Consider the following 21,137-nt stretch of genomic DNA (forward strand, 5'->3'; position numbering starts at 1 on the left):
CGACACCGTCTACCGCCCCGGGCCGGCCGGAGGAGGCGCTGACGCAGGACCCACTGGAGACGGCCCTGACCCGCCTCGGCCGGCCCGGGCAACCGCCCCGACCGCACGACCGACACGGCCGCAGGCGGCACCACCCGGCGGCCGCCCCACCGCTGCCGCCTGGCCTCACCGCGGCCCCGTCGCCCCGGGCCCCTCCCGGCTGGGTCGAGGCGGGGGTGTCGTGTGCCGTGTCAGGGCGGTCATGACCATCGCTGTGGCGGGTAGGTTCCGGGATATGGCAGGCAGTACGCACACCGTGACCAATCAGCCCCCGCCCCTGACCGGATACGACGTCTACACCGCCGACCGGGCGCTGACGGAGGCGGTCGAACGGCATGTCGATCCGGCGGTGCTCGACGAGGCGCGCGGCGAGCTCGCGGCGCTGGGTCGGGCCGCCGGGTCGGCGCAGTTGCAGGAGTGGGGGACGCAGGCCAACGACAATCCGCCGAGGCTGCGGACGCACGACCGCTACGGCAACCGGATCGACGAGGTCGACTTCGACCCGGCCTGGCACCGGCTGCTCGGCAAGGGCGTCTCGGCGGGCCTGACCGGGGCCTGGGTCCGGCCGGGCGGGCATGTGCGGCGGGCGGCCGGGTTCCTGGTGTGGACGCAGGTCGAGGCCGGCAACGGCTGCCCGCTGTCGATGACCCACGCGGCCGTACCGGCCCTGCGCCACGACCCGGAGCTCGCCGCCGAGTGGGAGCCGCGGCTGACGTCCACGATCTACGACCGGGAGCTGCGGCCCGCCCACCTCAAGGCGGGGGCGCTGTTCGGGATGGGCATGACCGAGAAGCAGGGCGGCAGCGATGTACGGGCGAACACCACGGCCGCGGCCCCGCTCGCGGAGCCCGGGACGTATGCGCTGACCGGGCACAAATGGTTCTGCTCGGCGCCGATGTCGGACGGGTTCCTGGTGCTGGCGCAGGCCCCGGAGGGACTGACGTGCTTCCTGGTGCCCCGCGTGCTGGAGGACGGCTCGCGCAACGTGTTCCGGATCCAGCGGCTCAAGAACAAGCTGGGCAACCGGTCGAACGCCTCCTCCGAGGTCGAGTTCGACGGGACCTGGGCGCGCCGCGTCGGTGCGGAGGGGCGCGGGGTGCGCACCATCATCGAGATGGTCGCGGCGACCCGGCTCGACTGCGTGCTGGGCTCGGCGGGACTGATGCGGCAGGCCGTGGCGCAGGCGGTGCACCACTGCACGTACCGGGAGGCGTTCGGCGGCCCGCTCCTCGACAAGCCGCTGATGCGTAATGTTCTGGCCGATCTCGCGCTGGAGTCGGAGGCGGCGACGACCCTCGCGCTGCGCCTCGCGGCCGCCTGGGACGACGGCGGTGAACAGGAGCGGGCGCTGCTGCGGATCGCGGTGCCGGCGGCCAAGTACTGGGTGACCAAACGGTGCGCGCCGGTGACGGTGGAGGCCGCGGAGTGCCTGGGTGGCAACGGGTACGTCGAGGAGTCGGGCCTGCCCCGGCTGGTGCGCGAGTCGCCGCTGAACTCGGTCTGGGAGGGCGCGGGCAACGTCCAGGCGCTGGACGTGCTGCGGGCGCTGCAACGGGAGCCGCAGGCGCTGAACGCCTACCTCCGTGAGGTCGGGCGGGCGCGCGGCGCCGATCACCGGCTGGACGGGGCGATCAAGGACCTGCTGACCGAACTCGCCGACCTGGCGGGCATCGAGGGGCGGGCCCGGCGGCTCGCCGAGCGGCTGGCGCTGGTGCTCCAGGGCGCGCTGCTCGTCCAGTACGCGCCGCCCGAGGTCGCGGACGCCTTCTGCGCCTCGCGGCTGGGCGGCGACTGGGGCGCGGCCTTCGGGACCCTGCCGCACACCCTTGACCTGGCGTCGATCGTGGAGCGGGCTCGGCCGGTGTCCTGACCTGCGCGTATCCGTCGTACGACTACGCGGGGGTGATGCTGCGCCGACACGGCACCACCCCCGCTGAGTTGGCCCTGCGAGGCCAGAAACGCCGCTCGGGACGGCGTGGGTCAAGTTTCAAACACCGCGTGGTCGTTCACCAGGGTTGCAAGGGGTTGCAACTTGTTGGTCTCTGTGTCCGGACTGTGTCCCTCCGTCATCGGCGAGCGGCAGTATGTGACGCACCACCTGAACCAGCGGAACAGGACCGGAAACCGTCGGCCGAGGCGCTTGACATTCTCCGGTTGTCGCAGGCCCTTCCTGGGAGGACCCAGTGGCGAACTCGCCGAAGAACGTGACGCAACTCGCCGCCGTCGACGCGGCGCGCGCGGCGCGGATGCTCAGCGACGTGCGCGACGCCACGCTCGCCGGACAGCGCGCGCGCATCGCTCCCCGCCCCGTGATCGAACAGTCCTGGGGGCGCATGCTGCGCAGCGGCGTCGACCCCGAGCACGACTTCAGATCGGGGCTGCTCGCCCCCGACGAGGTCCAGCGGCGCCGGGAGGAGTCCCCGCTGCGGCATGTCCTGCCGGTGTTGCGCGAGGGTCTGCTCCAGGTCGCGGACACCGCCCACCACATCATGGTGATCGCCGACGCGGAGGGCCGGGTGCTGTGGCGCGAGGGCTGTTCGCCGGTGCTGCGCAAGGCCGACGGGCTCGGGTTCGAACTCGGCGCGGACTGGCGTGAGGACGTCGTCGGCACGAACGGGGTGGGTACCCCGGCGGTGGTGCGCCGTCCCGTCCAGGTGTTCGCCGCCGAGCACTTCGTACGCAGTCACGCGTCGTGGACCTGTACGGGCGCGCCGATCACCGATCCCCGGGACGGCCGGCTGCTGGGTGTGGTGGACGTCAGCGGCCCGCTCGAGACGATGCATCCGGCCACGCTCTCCTGGGTCGACTCGGTGGCCAAGCTGGCCGAGGCCCGGTTGCGCGAGCTGCACCAGAGCTCGCTGGAGCAGCTGCGCGCGGTGGCGGCGCCGGTGCTGGCTCGGCTCGGCGACCGGGCGGTGGTGGTGGACCGGGACGGCTGGACCGCGGCCGTGACGGGGATGCCGTACACAAACCGGCTCGCGCTGCCCAAGTCGCTGTCGGCGGGCCGTCGGTGGCTGCCGTCGCTCGGGCTGTGCTCGGTGGAGCCGCTGGCGGACGGCTGGCTGGTGCGGGCCGCCGACGGGGCTGCCGAGCCGCTGCCGCAGGCGGCCACCCGGATCGTGCTGGACCTGGGCCGGCCGCGCAGCTGGTCGGTGACGGTGTCGGGCAGCGCGGGTTCCTGGACCCACGAACTGAGCCCCAGACATGCCGAGTTGCTCTACCTGCTGGCCGCGCACCGCTCCGGGCGCAGTGCCGCGGGACTGGCCGGCGACGTGTTCGGCGATCCGGGCCGCACGGTGACGGTACGGGCCGAGATGTCGCGGGTACGGAAGTACCTCGGGGGGTTCCTGGAACACCAACCGTATCGTTTCTGCGAAGACGCGGACGTCGAGGTCCTCCTGCCGGACGACCCACGCGACCTGTTGCCGCACTCGACGGCACCGGCGGTGACGGAGGGACGGACGTCCGCCGCCCTGCCGTAGGCCACTCACCGGCCGCCCCAACGGTAGGCCACTCACCGGCCGCCGTCACCGCAAATGACTCACCCGGTGGCATCTTCCGCATATTTGCGAGGTCTTCGTCCCCGGCAGTCTCCGCCTGCCGTAGCATCCCCTGTACGGGTCACCCCACCTGCTCCTCGGTCAACGTGACGACCACCAGGCGCAGTTGGCCCGCCTCGGGAGGTCGGATGAAGCAACGTGGCAGACACCGCCGGCACAGACGGGGCCAGGCGCTGCGCGCGTTCCTGGCCGGGACGGCCCTCGCGCTCACCGCCGCCGCCACCATGATCAGCGCCTCGCAGGCGACGGTCGCCGACGATCCCGGGGCACTGAAGCCGCTCACCTCCTCCGCGGAGACGGCCAGGCTGCGGCTGACGGAGAACCTGGTGCCGCAGGCCGACCTCGACCGGCTCGCCGGGGAGATGGGGCGGCCCGTCGGGGTCACCGCCGTCCTCGCCGGAGCCGACCACACGCTGCGCGCCGCGGCCGACTGCACGTCCGCCGAGAAGCGGGCGCTGCCCGTCGAACCGGCGGCCACGCGCGCGTACTGCTGGAACGCCGCGGACACCGTCGGCTGGCGGCCCGGGGCGGTCACCACCTCCGGGGACGCGGACGACGACGGCCGCTGGGGCGCGAACCGCGTGATCCTCTCCGGCTGGACCACGAGCGGCGGCACGGCGGCCGAGCGGGACCTCGCCCGGGTCGCCTTCGTGGACGCGGGCGACCTGGACCACCTCAGCTACACCTGGGCGCTCCTCGCCGTCCCGGTCGACGGCGGGCGCGACTACCGGGGGCTCACCTCCCATGTCTCCGGCATGGTCTGGTACGAGGACAAGCTGCTGGTCACCGCCGACGACGGCGACCGCGCCGCGCTGTACGTCTACGACATGAACCGCGTCCAGCGCGCCACGGTGGACGCCGAGGCGATCGGCCGGGTGGCCGACGGCTGGTCGGCGCACGGCTACCGGTACGTACTGCCGGCCATCGGCTCCTACCGGCTGACCGGCGGCGACGGCGCCCCGCACCCCGGCGGCGTCTCCCTGGACCGCAGCACGACCCCGGACAGCCTGGTCGCGAGCGAGTGGACCCTCGCCCACAGCGACCGTCGCACCCGCCTCTGGCGCTACTCCTTCAGTACGGCCCCCGACCGCGCCGGGCTCCTCGCGACCGGCGCCGCCGGCCACGCGGACGCGGACGAGGTGTACGAGACGAAGACCTCCGAGGTCCGGGGCGTGCTGTCGTACCGGTCACACTGGTATGTCAGCCGCGCGGCCGACACCCAGGACGGGCCCGGCCGCCTGTGGCGGCAGGACACCGACGGTGCCCGGGCCACGAAGTGCGGATCCGAGGGGACGCGCCGCTGCTGGAGCCCACAGACCGAGTCCCTCTCCTACTGGCAGGAGACCGGAGAGGTCTGGTCCCAGTCCGCGCGGATGCTCTTCGCACTGCCGCTGGCCTCGATCGACAGATCTCTGGACTAGATGATTCCCTGTCCGGCATGACCAACATCGCCGTGACCACCTGGTCCCTCGAGCAGACCGCGCCGACCGACGCCCTCCCGGCCGCCGCGCCCGAGGGCGACGTGCGGATCGTCCGCGCCGAGGTGCCCTCGCCGGAGTTCAGCCGCTTCCTGTACGCGTCCGTGGGCGGGGACATCCGCTGGATCGACCGGCTCGGCTGGACGTACGCGCGGTGGCAGGAGCACCTGGAGCGGCCGGGCGTGGAGACGTGGGTCGCCTACGACCGGGGCACGCCGGCGGGGTACGTGGAGCTGGATCCGCAGGACGACGGGGTTGTGGAGATCGTCTACTTCGGGCTGATCCCGGCCTTCCGCGGACGGCGGATCGGCGGGCACCTGCTGTCGTACGGCGCCGCCCGCGCCTGGGACCTCACGGATCGGTGGCCGGGGCTGCCGACGACCAAGCGGGTGTGGCTGCATACGTGCAGCCTGGACGGCGAGCACGCGATGGACAACTACCTGCGCCGGGGGTTCAAGCTGTTCGACACCAAGGTCGAGGAAGAGCCGGAGGTCTCCGCACCGGGCCCCTGGCCGGGCGCCTACCCCGCCTGACCTGCATTGACAAGGCGGCCCGCACGCCATGTGACCGAAGACACCCCTGTCTCACATTCCGGGACCAGTATGTCCGCATGACGGACGAAGCTGGACTGTGTCCAGATCGCCGTGACACGCTTCCGTCATGTCTGGAACTGGAATTGCCTTGGTGAGTCGGCGGCACGTCGACCTCGGCCGCATGTCCAGCGCCATCTGTCCGGCGAGCTGACGAGCCGCAGCACCGCCGACTTTCCCTTTTTGGTTTCCCCCTGCGCAAAGACGCGCACGTACGTTTTCCGTGCGCCCGCACAGGTAAGAGCCGCATTCCGCCTGTCCCGAAGGACGTAGAACCATGGCCGCCACCCCGCAGAACCCTGCTGCCGCAGCGCCCCGCCGCAAGGTGAGCCGTCACCGCGGTGAGGGTCAGTGGGCCGCGGGTCACTTCACCCCGCTCAACGGCAACGAGCAGTTCAAGAAGGACGACGACGGTCTCAATGTGCGGACACGCATTGAGACGATCTACTCCAAGCGCGGGTTCGACTCGATCGACCCCAACGACCTTCGGGGACGTATGCGCTGGTGGGGGCTGTACACCCAGCGCAAGCCCGGGATCGACGGCGGCAAGACCGCGATCCTGGAGCCGGAGGAGCTGGACGACAAGTACTTCATGCTGCGGGTGCGGATCGACGGCGGACGCCTCACCACCCAGCAACTGCGCGTCATCGGCGAGATCTCGCAGGAGTTCGCGCGGGGCAGCGCGGACATCACCGACCGGCAGAACATCCAGCTGCACTGGATCCGGATCGAGGACGTTCCCGAGATCTGGAACCGCCTGGAGGCCGTCGGCCTGTCCACCACCGAGGCCTGCGGTGACACCCCCCGAGTGATCATCGGCTCGCCCGTCGCCGGCATCGCCGAGGACGAGATCATCGACGGCACCCCGGCCATCGACGAGATCCACAGCCGGTACATCGGCAGCAAGGAATTCTCCAACCTGCCCCGCAAGTTCAAGACGGCGATCTCCGGTTCCCCGCTGCTCGACGTCGCCCACGAGATCAACGACATCGCGCTCGTCGGCGTCGAGCACCCCGAGCACGGCCCCGGCTTCGACCTGTGGGTCGGCGGCGGCCTGTCCACCAACCCGAAGATCGGCGTCCGGCTCGGCGCCTGGGTCCCGCTGGAGGAGGTCCCGGACGTCTGGGCCGGCGTGATCGGCATCTTCCGCGACTACGGCTACCGGCGGCTGCGCACCCGCGCCCGGCTGAAGTTCCTGGTCGCCGACTGGGGCCCCGAGAAGTTCCGCCAGGTCCTGGAGGACGAGTACCTCAAGCGCAAGCTCGTCGACGGCCCGGCGCCCGCCCAGCCCGTCCAGCGCTGGCGCGACCACGTCGGCGTGCACCGGCAGAAGGACGGCCGTTTCTACGTCGGTTTCGCGCCGCGCGTGGGCCGCGTGGACGGCACGACCCTCTCGAAGATCGCCGAGCTGGCCGAGGCGCACGGCTCCGGCCGCCTCCGTACGACGGTCGAACAGAAGATGATCGTGCTGGATGTCGAGGAGTCGCAGGTCGAGTCCCTCGTCGAGGGCCTGGAGGCGCTGGACCTGACCGCCAAGCCCTCCCCGTTCCGGCGCGGCACCATGGCCTGCACCGGCATCGAGTACTGCAAGCTCGCCATCGTCGAGACCAAGGCGCGCGGCGCCTCCCTGATCGACGAACTGGAGCGCCGCATCCCGGACTTCGACGAGCCGATCACCATCAACCTCAACGGCTGCCCGAACGCCTGCGCCCGTATCCAGGTGGCGGACATCGGTCTCAAGGGCCAGCTCGTCCTCGACGACAAGGGCGAGCAGGTCGAGGGCTACCAGGTGCACCTGGGCGGCGCCCTCGGTCTGGAGGCCGGCTTCGGCCGCAAGGTCCGGGGCCTGAAGGTCACTTCGGAGGAGCTGCCGGACTACGTCGAGCGTGTCCTGAAGCGTTTCCAGGCCGAGCGCGAGGACGGCGAGCGGTTCGCGACGTGGGCCGCCCGCGCCAGCGAGGAGGCCCTCTCATGAGCGAGCGGGCCGCCCCCTTCTACTGCCCTTACTGCGGCGACGAGGACCTGCGTCCCAGCGAGCAGGGTCACGGCGCCTGGGAATGCGCGGCCTGCAACCGCGCATTCCAGCTGAAGTTCCTCGGGCTGCTGGCCCATGGACTTCGGAACTCCAACGCCGGAGGGGATGAGCCGACATGACGACGACTCAGCAAGAGCGCACCACCGATGAGTTGAGGGCGCTCGCCGAGCAGGCGGGCCGCGACCTGGAGGACGCCTCCGCGCTGGAGATCCTCCAGTGGGCGGTCGACACCTTCGGCAGCCGTTTCTGCGTGACCTCCTCCATGGAGGACGCGGTGGTCGCGCACCTCGCGTCCCGCGCCATGAAGGGCGTGGACGTCGTGTTCCTCGACACCGGCTACCACTTCCCGGAGACCATCGGCACCCGCGACGCGGTCGAGGCCGTGATGGACGTCAACGTCATCACCCTCACCCCGCGCCAGACGGTCGCCGAGCAGGACGCGCAGTACGGTCCCAAGCTGCACGACCGTGACCCCGACCTCTGCTGCAAGCTCCGCAAGGTCCAGCCCCTGGAAGAGGGCCTCAAGGGCTACCGGGCCTGGGCGACAGGGCTGCGCCGCGACGAGTCCCCGACCCGGGCGAACACCCCGGTCGTCGGCTGGGACGAGAAACGGCAGAAGGTCAAGATCTCCCCGATCGCCCGCTGGACCCAGGACGACGTGGACGCGTACGTCGCCGAACACGGCGTACTCACCAATCCGCTGCTGATGGACGGCTACGCCTCCGTCGGCTGCGCCCCGTGCACCCGCCGCGTCCTGGAGGGCGAGGACGCGCGCGCCGGCCGCTGGGCGGGACGCGCCAAGACCGAGTGCGGGCTGCACGACTGACCATGACACAGATTCAGGAGACACACGTGACGACCGGAGCCACCGTCTGGCTCACGGGTCTGCCGAGCGCCGGCAAGACCACCATCGCGTACGAGCTGGCCGGCCGGCTGCGCGAGGAGGGCCACCTCGTCGAGGTGCTCGACGGCGACGAGATCCGCGAGTTCATCTCGGCGGGCCTCGGCTTCAGCCGCGAGGACCGGCACACCAACGTGCAGCGCATCGGCTTCCTCGCCGAGCTGCTCGCCCGTAACGGCGTCAAGGCCCTGGTGCCGGTGATCGCGCCGTACGCGGACAGCCGGGACGCCGTGCGCAAGCGCCACCAGGAGAGCGGGGCGGCGTACCTCGAGGTGCATGTCGCGACCCCGGTCGAGGTGTGCTCCGTACGCGATGTGAAGGGTCTGTACGCCAAGCAGGCCGCGGGCGAGCTCTCGGGGCTCACCGGGGTCGACGACCCGTACGAGGCGCCCGAGTCGCCCGATCTGCGGATCGAGTCCCAGAACCAGAGCGTGCAGGAGTCCGCGGCGTCGCTGTACGCCCTGCTCAGCGAGAGGGGACTGGCATGACGATCGCAGCCGAGGTCAAGGGGGGCGAAGAGGGTACGGCCGGCCCGTACACCCTCAGCCACCTGGACGCGCTCGAGTCCGAGGCGGTGCACATCTTCCGCGAGGTGGCGGGCGAGTTCGAGCGGCCGGTGATCCTGTTCTCCGGCGGCAAGGACTCCATCGTCATGCTGCACCTGGCGCTGAAGGCGTTCGCCCCCGCGGCCGTGCCCTTCTCGCTGCTGCACGTGGACACCGGACACAACTTCCCCGAGGTCCTCGAGTACCGCGACCGCACGGTGCAACGCCACGGACTGCGCCTGCACGTCGCGTCCGTGCAGGACTACATCGACCGCGGAGTGCTGCGCGAGCGCCCCGACGGCACCCGCAACCCCCTCCAGACCCTCCCCCTCACCGAGAAGATCCAGAACGAGAAGTTCGACGCGGTCTTCGGCGGCGGACGCCGCGACGAGGAGAAGGCCCGCGCCAAGGAACGGGTGTTCTCGCTGCGCGACGAGTTCTCCCAGTGGGACCCCCGCCGCCAGCGGCCCGAACTGTGGAACCTGTACAACGGCCGGCACGCCCCCGGCGAACACGTCCGCGTCTTCCCGCTGTCCAACTGGACCGAGCTGGACGTGTGGCAGTACATCGCCCGCGAAGGCATCGAACTGCCCCAGATCTACTTCGCCCACGAGCGCGAGGTGTTCCAGCGGGGCGGGATGTGGCTGACCGCCGGTGAGTGGGGCGGCCCCAAGGACGGCGAGACCGTCGAGAAGCGGCAGGTGCGCTACCGCACGGTCGGTGACATGTCCTGCACGGGCGCCGTCGACTCCGACGCGGTGACCCTCGAGCAGGTCATCACCGAGATCGCCGCGTCCCGGCTCACCGAGCGCGGCGCCACACGCGCCGACGACAAGCTCTCCGAGGCCGCGATGGAAGACCGCAAGCGCGAGGGGTACTTCTAAGCATGAGCACCATCACGACCGAGGAACTCTCGGCCACCACCCTGCTGCGGTTCGCCACCGCGGGCTCCGTCGACGACGGCAAGTCCACCCTTGTCGGCCGGCTGCTGCACGACTCCAAGTCGGTGCTCACCGACCAGCTGGAGGCCGTGGAGCGCGTCTCGGCGAGCCGGGGCCAGGAGGGGCCGGACCTCGCGCTGCTGACGGACGGCCTGCGCGCCGAGCGCGAGCAGGGCATCACGATCGACGTGGCGTACCGCTACTTCGCCACGCCCCGGCGCCGGTTCATCCTCGCCGACACGCCCGGCCACGTGCAGTACACCCGCAACATGGTCACCGGCGCCTCCACCGCCGAGCTGACGGTCGTCCTGGTCGACGCCCGCAACGGCGTCGTCGAGCAGACGCGCCGCCACGCCGCGATCGCCGCCCTGCTGCGTGTCCCGCACGTGGTCCTCGCGGTCAACAAGATGGACCTGGTCGAGTACAAGGAGTCCGTGTTCGCGGCAATCGCCGAGGAGTTCACGGCGTACGCGACCGAGCTGGGCGTCCCGGAGGTCACCGCGATCCCGATCTCGGCGCTGGCCGGGGACAACGTGGTGGAGCCGTCCGCGAACATGGACTGGTACGGCGGTCCCACGGTGCTGGAGCACCTGGAGACCGTCCCGGTCAGCCACGACCTGGCGCACTGCCACGCGCGCCTTCCCGTGCAGTACGTGATCCGACCGCAGACCGCCGAGCACCCGGACTACCGGGGCTACGCGGGCCAGATCGCGGCCGGCAGCTTCCGCGTCGGCGAGCAGGTCACGGTCCTGCCGTCCGGCCGTTCGACGAAGATCTCCGGCATCGACCTGCTCGGCGAGCGGGTCGACGTGGCGTGGACGACGCAGTCGGTGACCCTCCTGCTGGAGGACGACATCGACATCTCGCGCGGTGACCTGATCGTGCCGAGCAAGGACGCGCCGCCCACCACGCAGGACATCGAGGCGACCGTCTGCCACGTGGCCGACCAGCCGCTGACCGTCGGGCACCGCGTGCTGCTCAAGCACGGCACGCGCACGGTCAAGGCGATCGTCAAGGACATCCCGTCCCGTCTCACGCTCGACGACCTGTCCCTGCACCCGCACCCGGGACAGCTCGTCGCCAATGACATCGGCCGGGTGAAGATCCGCACCGCCGAGCCGCTGCCGGTCGACTCGTACGCCGACTCGCGCCGCACCGGCTCGTTCATCCTGATCGACCCGAGCGACGGCACCACGCTCACCGCGGGCATGGTCGGCGAGTCGTTCGCCTCCCCGGAACCGGTCAAGGACGAGTCCGAAAACGACGGCTGGGACTTCTGAGCATGAAGACCAACGATGTCTACTCGACGTTCGCGAAGGAGGGCGGCCGTGTCGGCAGCGGCGCCCTCGGCAGCGGACAGGGCGGAGTCGCGCGATGTGCGCGATGACGTACGCGCACCGCTTGCGCGCCCTGTCCCCCCACCCGACGTCCCGGAAGCGACGAAGACCTGCCGACCTCCCGGCCACGACCTGAGAGACCGTGACCGCCGGGCCAACGAGAGGAAAGCCTCCCGTGCCTGTCAACCGCTCAACGTTCCTTCGCCGCGGCATAGCCGTGATCGCAGCTCTCCCCCTGCTCACCCTCGCCGCCTGCGGTTACGGGTCCGATTCCGACGACGACTCCTCGAAGGCGAAGGTCGCCGCCGGATCCACGAAGATCGACGGCCTTGACTCCGTCAAGATCGGTTACTTCGGCAACCTGACCCACGCGACTGCGCTCGTGGGCGTCCAGAAGGGCTTCTTCCAGAAGGAGCTCGGCGCCACCACGGTCAAGCCCGCGATCTTCAACGCCGGTCCGTCCGAGATCGAGGCCCTCAACTCGGGCTCCATCGACATCGGTTGGATCGGCCCCTCCCCGGCGATCAACGGCTACACCAAGTCCAACGGCAAGAGCCTGAAGATCATCGGCGGTTCGGCGTCGGGCGGCGTGAAGCTGGTCGTCAACCCGAACAAGATCAAGTCCCTGAAGGACGTCAAGGGCAAGAAGATCGCCACCCCGCAGCTCGGCAACACGCAGGACGTGGCGTTCCTGAACTGGGCCGCCGACCAGGGCTGGAAGGTCGACGCGCAGAGCGGCAAGGGTGACGTCACGGTCGTCCGCACGGACAACAAGATCACCCCGGACGCCTACAAGTCCGGTTCCATCGACGGCGCCTGGGTGCCGGAGCCGACCGCGTCCAAGCTGGTCGCGGAGGGCGCCAAGGTGCTGCTCGACGAGGCGTCGCTGTGGCCCGACAAGAAGTTCGTGATCACGAACATCATCGTGCGGCAGGACTTCCTCAAGGAGCACCCGAAGGCCGTCGAGGCGGTCCTGAAGGCCTCGGTCGAGACCAACAAGTGGATCAACGCCAACCCGGACGAAGCCAAGGCGGCGGCGAACAAGCAGCTGGAGACTGACTCCGGCAAGGCGCTCCCGACGAACGTCCTGGACCCGGCCTGGACGTCGATCAAGTTCACCGATGACCCGCTGGCCTCCACCCTCGACGCCGAGGCGGAGCACGCCGTCAAGGCAGGTCTGCTGGAGAAGCCGAACCTCGATGGCATCTACGACCTGACGATCCTCAACAAGGTCCTCAAGGCCGAGGGCGTGAGCACGGTCGACGCCGCCGGTCTCGGCACCAGCTGACGCAGACCCGACGAGTTCCCAGGAGGTGACGACCATGGCCACGACCACGACTCTCGCCAAGGCCGCCGAGTCGGTCGAGTACGCGGCACGCCTTGAGCATGTCTCGAAGTCCTTCGCGACACCGGGCGGGCAGCAGCTCGTCCTGGACGACGTCAGCATCGATGTCGCGCCGGGTGAGTTCGTCACCCTCCTGGGGGCCTCGGGCTGCGGCAAGTCCACGCTGCTGAACCTGGTGGCGGGGCTGGACAAGCCCACCGCGGGCTCCATCACGACCGACGGCCGCCCGGCCCTGATGTTCCAGGAGCACGCACTCTTCCCGTGGCTGACCGCGGGCAAGAACATCGAACTCGCCCTGAAGCTCAGGGGAGTTCCCAAGAACGACCGCCGCGGCAGGGCCGAGCAGCTGCTCGAACTGGTCCGGCTGAAGGGCGCGTACGGCAAGCGCGTCCATGAACTGTCGGGCGGTATGCGCCAGCGCGCGGCACTGGCCCGCGCGCTCGCGCAGGAGAGCAACCTCCTGCTGATGGACGAGCCGTTCTCGGCGCTCGACGCCATCACGCGGGACGTGCTGCACGACGAGCTGACCCGCATCTGGGAGGAGACCGGCCTCTCCGTCCTGTTCGTCACGCACAACGTGCGCGAGGCGGTACGGCTCGCGCAGCGGGTGATCCTGCTGTCGTCCCGTCCGGGCCGGATCGCGCGCGAGTGGACGGTCGACATCCCGCAGCCGCGCCGCATCGAGGACGCGCCCGTCGCCGAACTGTCCCTTGAGATCACCGATGTACTGCGTGGGGAGATCCGCCGTCATGGCCAGCACTGAGACGACGCCGGTCCAGGACGCCGGGAGCGTCGAGGCGGGCCTGGACGCACTGGAGACCACGGCCACCGGCCGTCCGACCCTCCGGCAGACCTTCGTCAACAAGATCCTTCCGCCGATCGCCGCCGTCGCGGTGGTCCTCGTGGTCTGGTACATCCTCTACCCGATCATCGACGACCCGACCAAGCTGCCCTCGCCGGGTGCCGTGGGGAGCGCCTTCCAGGACGCCTGGCTCAAGGGCGATCTGCTCGGCTACATCTGGACCAGCGTCTCGCGCGGTCTGCTGGGCTTCTTCTTCGCGCTGCTCATCGGCACCCCGCTGGGTCTGCTGGTGGCACGGGTGAAGTTCGTGCGCGCGGCCATCGGCCCGATCCTGTCCGGCCTCCAGTCACTCCCGTCGGTGGCGTGGGTGCCGCCGGCCGTGATCTGGCTGGGCCTGAACAACTCGATGATGTACGCGGTGATCCTGCTCGGCGCGGTCCCGTCCATCGCCAACGGCCTGGTGTCCGGCGTGGACCAGGTGCCGCCGCTGTTCCTGCGCGCCGGACGCACGATGGGCGCGACGGGCGTCAAGGGCATCTGGCACGTCACCCTGCCGGCCGCGCTGCCCGGCTATGTGGCGGGCCTGAAGCAGGGCTGGGCGTTCTCGTGGCGCTCGCTGATGGCGGCGGAGATCATCGCCAGCTTCCCCGACCTGGGCGTGGGCCTCGGCCAGCTGCTGGAGAACGCCCGTACCGCGAGCGACATGGCCATGGTGTTCGAGGCCATCCTGCTCATCCTGTTCGTCGGCATCGCGATCGACCTGCTGATCTTCAGCCCGCTGGAGCGGTGGGTGCTGCGCAGCCGCGGCCTGCTGGTGAAGAGCTGAAGTCCCATGCACAAGAAGCCGGTCCTTCTCGTCATCGCCCACGGCAGCCGCGATCCGCGGCACGCGGCGACCATCCACGCCCTCGTGCGGCGGGTACGGTCGCTGCGCCCGGGGCTGCGCGTGGAGACGGGCTTCCTCGACTTCAACATCCCGTCGGTGCACGGGGTGCTGGAGTCGCTGGCGACGGAGGGCGTCCGTGACGTCGTGGCGCTCCCGTTGCTGCTGACCCGCGCGTTCCACGCGAAGGCGGACATCCCGGCGGTCCTGCGGGACGCGCCGCCGCAGCTGCGGATCCGGCAGGCGGAGGTTCTCGGCCCGTCGCCGCTGCTGCTCTCCGCCCTGGAACGACGGTTGTACGAGGCGGGGCTGACGCCCGCCGACAAGTCCTCGACCGGGGTCGTGCTGGCCTCGGCAGGGTCCACCGACCCGGAGGCGATCGCAGTGATCGCAGATATCGCGCGGGAGTGGCGGCACACCGGTTGGTGCGCCGTGCGACCTGCGTTCGCCTCCGCATCCCTCCCCCGCACCGAGGACGCGGTGCGGGAGCTTCGGGCACTGGGGTGCCGGCGAGTGGCCGTCGCCCCCTACGTCCTGGCCCCCGGCTTCCTCCCGGACCGCATCGCGCGGGGCGCGGCAGCGGCGGACGTGCTGGCCGAGGTGCTGGGTCCGGCCCCGGAAGTGGCCCAGCTGATGGTGCACCGGTACGACGGAGCGTCCACGAAAGCGCTGCTGTCAACCAGGGTGAGCGCCTGAGCGACGGAAGCGTGCTTCCTCCGCTGTCGCCTGCTCGTCACCGCCGGCACAGCTCGTCGCCGAGCCGCGTCCGGGTGTAGCGGACGATCCGACCGCTCCTCGTACGGCTGAGCAGCCCGGCGTGGTAGAGCACCGCGAGGTGCTGGCTGACCGCACCGGGGGTGACGCCGAGCCGGTGGGCCAGTTCGGTGGTGGACGCCGGTTCGGCCAGCAGCAGGAGCAGACGGGCGCGGGGGCGGCCGAGGAGGCGTAGCAGGGCCTCGTCGGTGACCGGGGGCGGTGTCTCGGAGAGGGTGGCGCGGCCGCGCGCCGGATACATGAGCACCGGGGGCCGTGCGGGGTCGATCAGGGGCTGGGCGCCGCGGGCGAACATCGTCGGCAGCAGCACCAGGCCGCGCCCGTCGATGCTGACGTCGGCCCACGAGGTCTGGACCATGAAGTCCCGGGTGGACAGCCGCAGCTCACTGCCCGTCCAGGAGAGCCGCTCATCGAGTCCCGCCAGCAGCGCGCCGACGCCGTCCTCCGCCAGCACCCGTCCCCGGTACGCGAGGTCGGCCTCCAGGATGCTCTGCACGCGTGGCCACCAGTCGTCGGCGAGGCAGGTGTGCCAGTAGGCGTCGATCGCGTCCGCGAGCCGGGCGAGGAGCGCGACGGGCTCGGCGAGGCCCCGCGCGAGGACGGCGGGGAGCGCCTCCGGGGTCCGGTAGGTGGCACGGATGTCGGCGCCGACGACGTCCGGCGGGGTGGCGCGGACCACGTCCAACTCGTCGGCGAAGGCGGGCCGGGCGCGGGCGGGGCGCGGGGTGAGGAAATCCGGTACCCATAGCCAGGGGGCTACGACCGCGGTGAGCAGTTCGCGGTCGAGCGTCTCCAGGCGCGGGCGGATGCAGCGCAGCCACGGCCGGTGGTGCGGATAGCGCGCCGGGTCGTGCAGACAGCGCAGCGAGAACACCGCCTCCTGGAGCGGGGAGTACGCGAAGGAGGTGGTGGCGAGGTCGCCGACGGCGAACCGGAACTCAATCATTGAGCGCCACGCTAAATCATTGTCGGCGCGGACAAGCGGCCGGGTTGGCTGTCCTCATGACCACGACACCGACCTCCGAATCGGCCTCCGAACCGGCGTCCGACTCCCCGCCCTCCGGCAGTTCGGCCGGTACGGCGCCGACGTCGGCCACCCGAGCTGCCGGGCTGCTGCCCGCCGACCCCGTCCTGCGCCGGGCCACGGTGCTGACCGCCTTCAACTCCCTCGGCAACGGCCTCTACTTCCCGCTCGGTGTCCTGTACTTCACGCGCATCGTCGGTCTGGACGCGACCTCGGTCGGGCTCGGCATGACCGTCGCGGGGCTGGTCGGCGTGGCGGCCGGGATTCCCGCCGGACGGGCCGCCGACAGGTGGGGCGCCCGGCGCGTGGGATCGCTGCTGTGGGGCGGCACCGGATTCGCAACGGCCGCCTACGTCCTGGTGCATTCGTACGTCGGTTTCGTCCTCGCGGTGGTCTGCGCGACCGGGCTGCAGATGGCGAGCCGTGGCGTGCAGGGCGCGCTGTACGCGGACGTGCTGCCCGCGGCGACCCGGGTGGAGGCACGGGCGTACCTTCGGATGGTCACGAACGTGGGTATGGGCGTGGGCGGCGTGTTCGGAGCGATCGCCCTCCAACTCGACACGCGCGGCGCGTACATGACGGTCATTCTGGTGAACGCGCTGTCGTTCGCGGTGCCCGCGCTGATGGTTCGACGGCTGCCGTTGGCCGCGCACGCGATCGACCGCGCGCCGGTCGCGGCCGACGCTCCGGCGGCCGACCGCTGGCGCGCGGTGCGGGACCTGCCGTTCCTGGCGGTGACCGTGCTGAACTCCGTGCTGGTCGTGCAGTACACGCTCTCCGAGGTCGGTCTGCCACTGTGGATCGTGGAGCGGACCGAGGCGCCCCGCTGGACGGCCGCGCTGCTGATGATCGTGAACTGTGTGCTGGTGGCGCTGCTCCAGGTGCGGGTGGCCCGCCGCGCCTCCCAAGTCCACAGCGCGGTACGGGCGATGGGCTGGGCGGGGCTGCTGCTCGCGGCGGCCTGCGCGGTGTACGCGCTCTCCGCGGGCCTCTCCCCCGTGTGGGCGGTGCTCGCGCTGACCGCCGGCGCGGTGGTACAGGTCTTCGCCGAGGTGCTGTCCGCGTCCGGCGGCTGGACCCTCGGCTACGCACTCGCCGACGCCCGCGCCCACGGCGTGTACCAGGGCGTCTTCGGCGCGGGCATGTCCGCCGGCATGATGGCGGGCCCGGCGCTGGTGACGGTGACCGCGATCCAGCACGGCACTGCGGGGTGGGCGGTCCTGGGCGTGCTGTTCGCGGTGGTGGGCGTGGCGGTGGCTCCGGCGGTGCGGTGGGCCCAGCGCGACGGGGACTGGCGGGGCGAGACCACCTGACGAGTTCCCCGGACGCCCTACGACTTCTACAGCTCCTACGACTCCTACAGCTCCTTCTGCCGCGGGCTCCGGCTCCTTCTCCGCTACGGCTCCCCTTCCGCCGCGGATGCCGGGACCGGCCCGGCTCCGGCATCCGCCACTCCCCCGTGGTCCCGGATGCCGGAGCCGAGCGCGTCACGTGATCGTCCCGTCGTCCCGTCGTCCCGCCGCCATCGCGTCAGGGCGTCATCGCGTGATCGCGTCATCGCGTCATCGCGTCATCGCGTCATCGCGTCAGGGCGTCAGGGCGTCAGGGCGCCACGCGTCACCGCGTCATGTCGTGACAACGTCCGGTGCCGGTGCCGGCCGCGACAGGACCAGAGCGGTGACGACGACGGTGAGGACCACGAAGACCGCGACCAAGGCCACCACCCACGCCGGGACCCCGCTGACGAACAGCGCGGGGAGGGCGGTGATCGCCGAGAGGATCCGGGAGCCCGCGACGACGCGGGAGCCGGTCCGGTTGGCGGTGCGCCAGGCGTAGAGGACGGCGACCACCGTGATCAGGCCGAGGACACCGTCGGCGACCAGTACGGCAGCCGGCGGCCCCGCGGCGTCCGAGTCGCCCGCCGGGATGTCGAGGAAGTTCGCCGTGTCGAGCAGCCCGAGCACCCCGGCGAGCGCCAAACCCACCTTGTTCTTGCGGGTGAGCGAGCTCACCGCTTCCTTCGCACTCATGTCGGTTCCCCCGTACGGGACTTGAGGGCCGCCGCCGCGGCGACCCGGTGAACCGAGCATCGGGGAGACACCCCGCGCCGCGCATCGCCTGTTCGTCCTGTTCACCCGGGAGGAGTTCCCGGGCCGGGGGGAACCCGCGCCCTGCCCGCACCGACGGAACTCGGCCATCATCGGGACATGACTTCCCCCGCCACCCGCCCGATCCGGGTCCTCATCGCCGACGACCATCCCGTTGTGCGACGGGGCATGAGCGCCCTGCTGGGTTCACTGGACGGCGTGGAGGTGGTCGCGGAGGCGGCCACCGGAGAAGAGGCGCTGCGTGAGGCCCAGTTGAGCCGACCGGACGTCGTCGTGATGGACATCCAGATGCCGGCCATGGACGGGGTCGAGGCGACCCGGCGGCTGGCCACGCTGCTGCCCGACGTGGCGGTGCTCGTGGTGACGATGTTCGAGGACGACGCGACGGTGGTGTCCGCGATGCGGGCCGGCGCCCGCGGCTATCTGCTCAAGGGAGCGGAGCAGGAGGAGATCCTCACCACCCTGCGCTCGGTGGCGGCGGGGCAGTTCGTCATGGGCCCCGGTGCCGCGGCGAGGCTGCTCGGACGCCTGGACCCGACGCCCGAACCAGCCCCGCCCTTCCCCGAGTTGACAGCCCGGGAGCGTGAGGTGCTGGACCTGGTCGCGCGGGGACACAGCAATTCAAGGGTCGCGGCCGAACTGGCCCTGGCCGCCAAGACCGTCGCGAACCACCTGTCCGTCATCTTCACCAAGCTGCGGGTGAACGGGCGGACCGAGGCCGTCATCCTGGCCCGGCAGCAGGGTCTGGGCGGCGGCACCGCACCGGCCGCCGACGGCACGTGAACGGGCGCCGTCGTCCGGTCGCCCTGTGGGCCGGTCTCGCCCTGTGGACCGGTCTCGCACTGCTCGCCGTGTCGGCCTGCGCGTCCCTGTGGTTCGCCCCGCCGTCGCCGTCCGACCAGTGGGTGATCTGGTCGGTGATGACCGGCGGCGGCCTGGCACTGTCGTCCGGCACCGTGACCGCCCGGCAGTCGTCCGGCACCGTGACCGCCCGGCAGTCGTCCGGCACCGTGACCGCCCGGCGGTCGTGCCGTCCGGCGGACGGCCGGCGCGGGGACCCGGCCGCCTCCCGCTTCCTGGCCGGTTCCGCCGCGGCCCTGCTGGGCGCGCCGCTCGTACTCGCCGCCGGGGCCCACGCGTTCGCCGTGGCGCTGGCCGTGCTCGCCTCCACCGTCACCGTGCCGCTGGCCGCCCTCCGCGTCGTCGAGGTACGGCCTGCCTCCCGGCTGCTGCGCTGGGCGGAAGCGGCCGTCGTCGTCACCGGGGCGGGCTGCGCGGCGGCGTCTGTGTGGGGTGGCCAGGCCGCGCTGGTCACGGCGGCCATCGCCGCCGGGACCGCGATGTGCGCCGGGACCTGGGTGCTGTTCGAGGTGACCGCCGGCGACGACCGGCGGCGTGTGCTGTGGCTGGTGCTGGGCGGCGCCGCGACGACTCTGGGCGGGATGCTGCTCTTCGCGGCGGAGAACTCCGTACCGATGGGGCCCGTCGCCACGGTCGTCGCCATGGGTGCGCTGTCGCTGCTCCTCCCGCTGTCGATCACGGTGGCGCTGGTCGCGCCGCACCGGGCCGACGTCCGGGCCGTGATGCGCGGCGCCGCCGTCCTCATCGTCATGCTCGCGCTGAGCGCATCGGTGTACGAGGGGGTCGCGGCGCTGTGGGAACTGGTGCTGGGCACCCGGCCGGGCAAGGGGCTGCCCGCGCTGCTGGCGGCCGTGATCGCGGCCGGGTACCAGCCCGTACGGCTGCGGGTCGAGGCGAGCATGGACGAGATGCTGTTCGGCAGGTCGGCCGACCCGGTCGAGACGCTGACCCGGCTGGGCACGGACCTCACCGCCGGGGCGCCGCCGCCGCTGTGGCTGCACACCCTGCGCGCCACGCTGGGGGTGCCGGGGATCGCCCTGCGCCAGGACGGCACGACCATCGCCACGGCGGGGACCGTCGGGAACGCGGACGACGGTCACACCACGCTCACCGCGCTGCGGGCGGGTGGCGAGCACGTCGGCGACCTCGTGGTCTGGCTTCCGCCCGGGCACCTGCGGCTGCCCCGGGCCGCCGCGGCGGTGGTCGGCCTGGTGGTGGCGCCGCTGGCCCAGGCACTGCACGCGGCGCGGCTGAGCGAGCAGTTGCGGGTGTCCCGCGGCCGGGTGGTGACCGTACTGGAGGAGGAGCGTCGTCGGATGCGCCGCGATCTGCACGACGGTCTCGGCCCTACCCTCACCGGCATCGCCTACACCGCCGACGCGGCCGTCAACCTTGTCGACGGAGACCCGGAGCGTGCCGTGGAGATGCTGCGCGGGCTGCGCGCCGACGTCGGCGACGCGATCACCGAGATCCGCCGGATCGTCTACGGCCTGCGTCCCGGGGCGCTCGACGAACTCGGCCTCGTCGACGCCGTACGCCAGCGCATCGCGCCGCTGCGAGCGCCTGACGGCCGCCTTCTCCGGGTTGCGGTCGACGCGCCTGAGGTGCTGCCTCCGCTGCCGGCGGCCGTCGAGGTCGCCGCGTACCGGGTGGCGGTGGAGGCGGTGACCAACGTCGCCCGGCACTCCGGCGCAGCGACCGCCACGCTCACGCTGGAGCTGACCGACACCGCGTCCCTGCGTGTGACGGTCACGGACACCGGCCGCCACACCGCGCCGTGGACGCACGGCGTGGGCATCCGCTCCATGCACGAACGCGTCGAGCAGATCGGGGGCACGCTCACCCTGCGGGCGACGCCGGAGGGCGGGACGGTGACCGCCGACCTGCCCCTGACGATCCCCGTCTGACCGGTCC

At 71.6% G+C, this 21,137-nt stretch carries 20 protein-coding genes; 18 read left to right on the top strand and 2 right to left on the bottom strand.

Annotation, left to right across the window (positions count from 1 at the left end; all coding sequences use genetic code 11):
• Positions 1–274 precede the first annotated feature (274 nt).
• The 15 genes from ACFY16_RS14095 (at position 275) to ACFY16_RS14165 (ending at position 15,152) form a co-directional block, all read left to right on the top strand.
• Positions 275–1,909, top strand: a complete 1,635-nt coding sequence (locus tag ACFY16_RS14095; protein ID WP_390647364.1) for an acyl-CoA dehydrogenase family protein — start codon at positions 275–277, stop codon at positions 1,907–1,909.
• 313 nt (positions 1,910–2,222) lie between these two features.
• Entirely contained in the window at positions 2,223–3,521 is a 1,299-nt protein-coding gene (locus ACFY16_RS14100; protein ID WP_390647365.1) for a GAF domain-containing protein, read from the top strand.
• 206 nt (positions 3,522–3,727) lie between these two features.
• Positions 3,728–5,020 carry a hypothetical protein gene (locus ACFY16_RS14105; protein WP_390647366.1) on the top strand — a complete coding sequence of 431 codons (1,293 nt, stop codon included), beginning with the start codon at positions 3,728–3,730 and terminating at the stop codon, positions 5,018–5,020.
• A 17-nt stretch (positions 5,021–5,037) separates the two neighbouring features.
• Positions 5,038–5,610 (top strand): GNAT family N-acetyltransferase, encoded by a 573-nt coding sequence (locus tag ACFY16_RS14110; protein ID WP_390647367.1) that lies wholly within the window; start codon positions 5,038–5,040, stop codon positions 5,608–5,610.
• A gap of 127 nt (positions 5,611–5,737) precedes the next feature.
• Positions 5,738–5,821 carry a putative leader peptide gene (locus ACFY16_RS14115; protein ID WP_309486338.1) on the top strand — a complete coding sequence of 28 codons (84 nt, stop codon included), beginning with the start codon at positions 5,738–5,740 and terminating at the stop codon, positions 5,819–5,821.
• A 123-nt stretch (positions 5,822–5,944) separates the two neighbouring features.
• Positions 5,945–7,642: a nitrite/sulfite reductase gene (locus tag ACFY16_RS14120; RefSeq protein WP_390647368.1), complete on the top strand. Its 1,698-nt coding sequence runs from the start codon at positions 5,945–5,947 to the stop codon at positions 7,640–7,642.
• The gene (locus ACFY16_RS14125; protein WP_390647369.1) at positions 7,639–7,821 is read left to right on the top strand and encodes a hypothetical protein; all 183 of its coding nucleotides are present in this window, start codon (positions 7,639–7,641) and stop codon (positions 7,819–7,821) included. The genes ACFY16_RS14120 and ACFY16_RS14125 overlap by 4 nt, the downstream gene beginning before the upstream one ends.
• Positions 7,818–8,528: a phosphoadenylyl-sulfate reductase gene (locus ACFY16_RS14130; protein ID WP_390647370.1), complete on the top strand. Its 711-nt coding sequence runs from the start codon at positions 7,818–7,820 to the stop codon at positions 8,526–8,528. The genes ACFY16_RS14125 and ACFY16_RS14130 overlap by 4 nt, the downstream gene beginning before the upstream one ends.
• A gap of 26 nt (positions 8,529–8,554) precedes the next feature.
• Entirely contained in the window at positions 8,555–9,091 is a 537-nt protein-coding gene (gene cysC, locus ACFY16_RS14135; protein WP_390647371.1) for an adenylyl-sulfate kinase, read from the top strand.
• Entirely contained in the window at positions 9,088–10,032 is a 945-nt protein-coding gene (gene cysD, locus ACFY16_RS14140; RefSeq protein WP_390647372.1) for a sulfate adenylyltransferase subunit CysD, read from the top strand. Before cysC ends, cysD begins: the two co-directional genes overlap by 4 nt.
• 2 nt (positions 10,033–10,034) lie before the next feature.
• Entirely contained in the window at positions 10,035–11,369 is a 1,335-nt protein-coding gene (locus ACFY16_RS14145; RefSeq protein WP_390647373.1) for a sulfate adenylyltransferase subunit 1, read from the top strand.
• A gap of 232 nt (positions 11,370–11,601) precedes the next feature.
• Complete coding sequence (locus tag ACFY16_RS14150; RefSeq protein WP_390647374.1) at positions 11,602–12,714, top strand: aliphatic sulfonate ABC transporter substrate-binding protein; 1,113 nt, start codon at positions 11,602–11,604, stop codon at positions 12,712–12,714.
• A gap of 34 nt (positions 12,715–12,748) precedes the next feature.
• Positions 12,749–13,534, top strand: coding sequence for an ABC transporter ATP-binding protein (locus ACFY16_RS14155; RefSeq protein ID WP_390647375.1), 786 nt, complete (start codon positions 12,749–12,751; stop codon positions 13,532–13,534).
• Positions 13,521–14,399 carry an ABC transporter permease gene (locus ACFY16_RS14160; protein ID WP_390647376.1) on the top strand — a complete coding sequence of 293 codons (879 nt, stop codon included), beginning with the start codon at positions 13,521–13,523 and terminating at the stop codon, positions 14,397–14,399. The genes ACFY16_RS14155 and ACFY16_RS14160 overlap by 14 nt, the downstream gene beginning before the upstream one ends.
• A gap of 6 nt (positions 14,400–14,405) precedes the next feature.
• Positions 14,406–15,152 (top strand): sirohydrochlorin chelatase, encoded by a 747-nt coding sequence (locus ACFY16_RS14165; protein WP_390647377.1) that lies wholly within the window; start codon positions 14,406–14,408, stop codon positions 15,150–15,152.
• 37 nt (positions 15,153–15,189) lie between these two features.
• Here ACFY16_RS14165 and ACFY16_RS14170 read toward each other — a convergent pair whose 3' ends face one another.
• The gene (locus ACFY16_RS14170) at positions 15,190–16,176 is read right to left on the bottom strand and encodes an ArsR family transcriptional regulator (protein ID WP_390647378.1); all 987 of its coding nucleotides are present in this window, start codon (positions 16,174–16,176) and stop codon (positions 15,190–15,192) included.
• Positions 16,177–16,232: 56 nt separating this feature from the next.
• Between ACFY16_RS14170 and ACFY16_RS14175 the strand changes: the two genes are divergently transcribed.
• On the top strand, positions 16,233–17,567 hold the full coding sequence (locus ACFY16_RS14175; RefSeq protein ID WP_390647379.1) for an MFS transporter: 1,335 nt from the start codon (positions 16,233–16,235) through the stop codon (positions 17,565–17,567).
• Positions 17,568–17,879: 312 nt separating this feature from the next.
• Here ACFY16_RS14175 and ACFY16_RS14180 read toward each other — a convergent pair whose 3' ends face one another.
• Complete coding sequence (locus ACFY16_RS14180; protein WP_390647380.1) at positions 17,880–18,284, bottom strand: hypothetical protein; 405 nt, start codon at positions 18,282–18,284, stop codon at positions 17,880–17,882.
• Between the two features lie 177 nt (positions 18,285–18,461).
• Between ACFY16_RS14180 and ACFY16_RS14185 the strand changes: the two genes are divergently transcribed.
• Together ACFY16_RS14185 and ACFY16_RS14190 are read left to right on the top strand one after the other, a co-directional pair.
• Positions 18,462–19,145, top strand: a complete 684-nt coding sequence (locus ACFY16_RS14185; RefSeq protein ID WP_390647381.1) for a response regulator — start codon at positions 18,462–18,464, stop codon at positions 19,143–19,145.
• On the top strand, positions 19,142–21,130 hold the full coding sequence (locus ACFY16_RS14190) for a sensor histidine kinase (protein ID WP_390647382.1): 1,989 nt from the start codon (positions 19,142–19,144) through the stop codon (positions 21,128–21,130). Before ACFY16_RS14185 ends, ACFY16_RS14190 begins: the two co-directional genes overlap by 4 nt.
• Positions 21,131–21,137 lie beyond the last annotated feature (7 nt).

Origin of the sequence: Streptomyces sp. NPDC001315 (genome assembly GCF_042896175.1) — a bacterium.
Classification (GTDB): Bacteria; Actinomycetota; Actinomycetes; order Streptomycetales; family Streptomycetaceae; genus Streptomyces.

Coding starts and splice junctions, on each gene's coding strand:
- ACFY16_RS14095 (WP_390647364.1), top strand. CDS start 275: ATGGCAGGCAGTACGCACACCGTGACCAATCAGCCCCCGCCCCTGACC.
- ACFY16_RS14105 (WP_390647366.1), top strand. CDS start 3,728: ATGAAGCAACGTGGCAGACACCGCCGGCACAGACGGGGCCAGGCGCTG.
- ACFY16_RS14110 (WP_390647367.1), top strand. CDS start 5,038: ATGACCAACATCGCCGTGACCACCTGGTCCCTCGAGCAGACCGCGCCG.
- ACFY16_RS14115 (WP_309486338.1), top strand. CDS start 5,738: ATGTCTGGAACTGGAATTGCCTTGGTGAGTCGGCGGCACGTCGACCTC.
- ACFY16_RS14120 (WP_390647368.1), top strand. CDS start 5,945: ATGGCCGCCACCCCGCAGAACCCTGCTGCCGCAGCGCCCCGCCGCAAG.
- ACFY16_RS14125 (WP_390647369.1), top strand. CDS start 7,639: ATGAGCGAGCGGGCCGCCCCCTTCTACTGCCCTTACTGCGGCGACGAG.
- ACFY16_RS14130 (WP_390647370.1), top strand. CDS start 7,818: ATGACGACGACTCAGCAAGAGCGCACCACCGATGAGTTGAGGGCGCTC.
- cysD (WP_390647372.1), top strand. CDS start 9,088: ATGACGATCGCAGCCGAGGTCAAGGGGGGCGAAGAGGGTACGGCCGGC.
- ACFY16_RS14145 (WP_390647373.1), top strand. CDS start 10,035: ATGAGCACCATCACGACCGAGGAACTCTCGGCCACCACCCTGCTGCGG.
- ACFY16_RS14155 (WP_390647375.1), top strand. CDS start 12,749: ATGGCCACGACCACGACTCTCGCCAAGGCCGCCGAGTCGGTCGAGTAC.
- ACFY16_RS14160 (WP_390647376.1), top strand. CDS start 13,521: ATGGCCAGCACTGAGACGACGCCGGTCCAGGACGCCGGGAGCGTCGAG.
- ACFY16_RS14165 (WP_390647377.1), top strand. CDS start 14,406: ATGCACAAGAAGCCGGTCCTTCTCGTCATCGCCCACGGCAGCCGCGAT.
- ACFY16_RS14170 (WP_390647378.1), bottom strand. CDS start 16,176: ATGATTGAGTTCCGGTTCGCCGTCGGCGACCTCGCCACCACCTCCTTC.
- ACFY16_RS14175 (WP_390647379.1), top strand. CDS start 16,233: ATGACCACGACACCGACCTCCGAATCGGCCTCCGAACCGGCGTCCGAC.
- ACFY16_RS14180 (WP_390647380.1), bottom strand. CDS start 18,284: ATGAGTGCGAAGGAAGCGGTGAGCTCGCTCACCCGCAAGAACAAGGTG.
- ACFY16_RS14185 (WP_390647381.1), top strand. CDS start 18,462: ATGACTTCCCCCGCCACCCGCCCGATCCGGGTCCTCATCGCCGACGAC.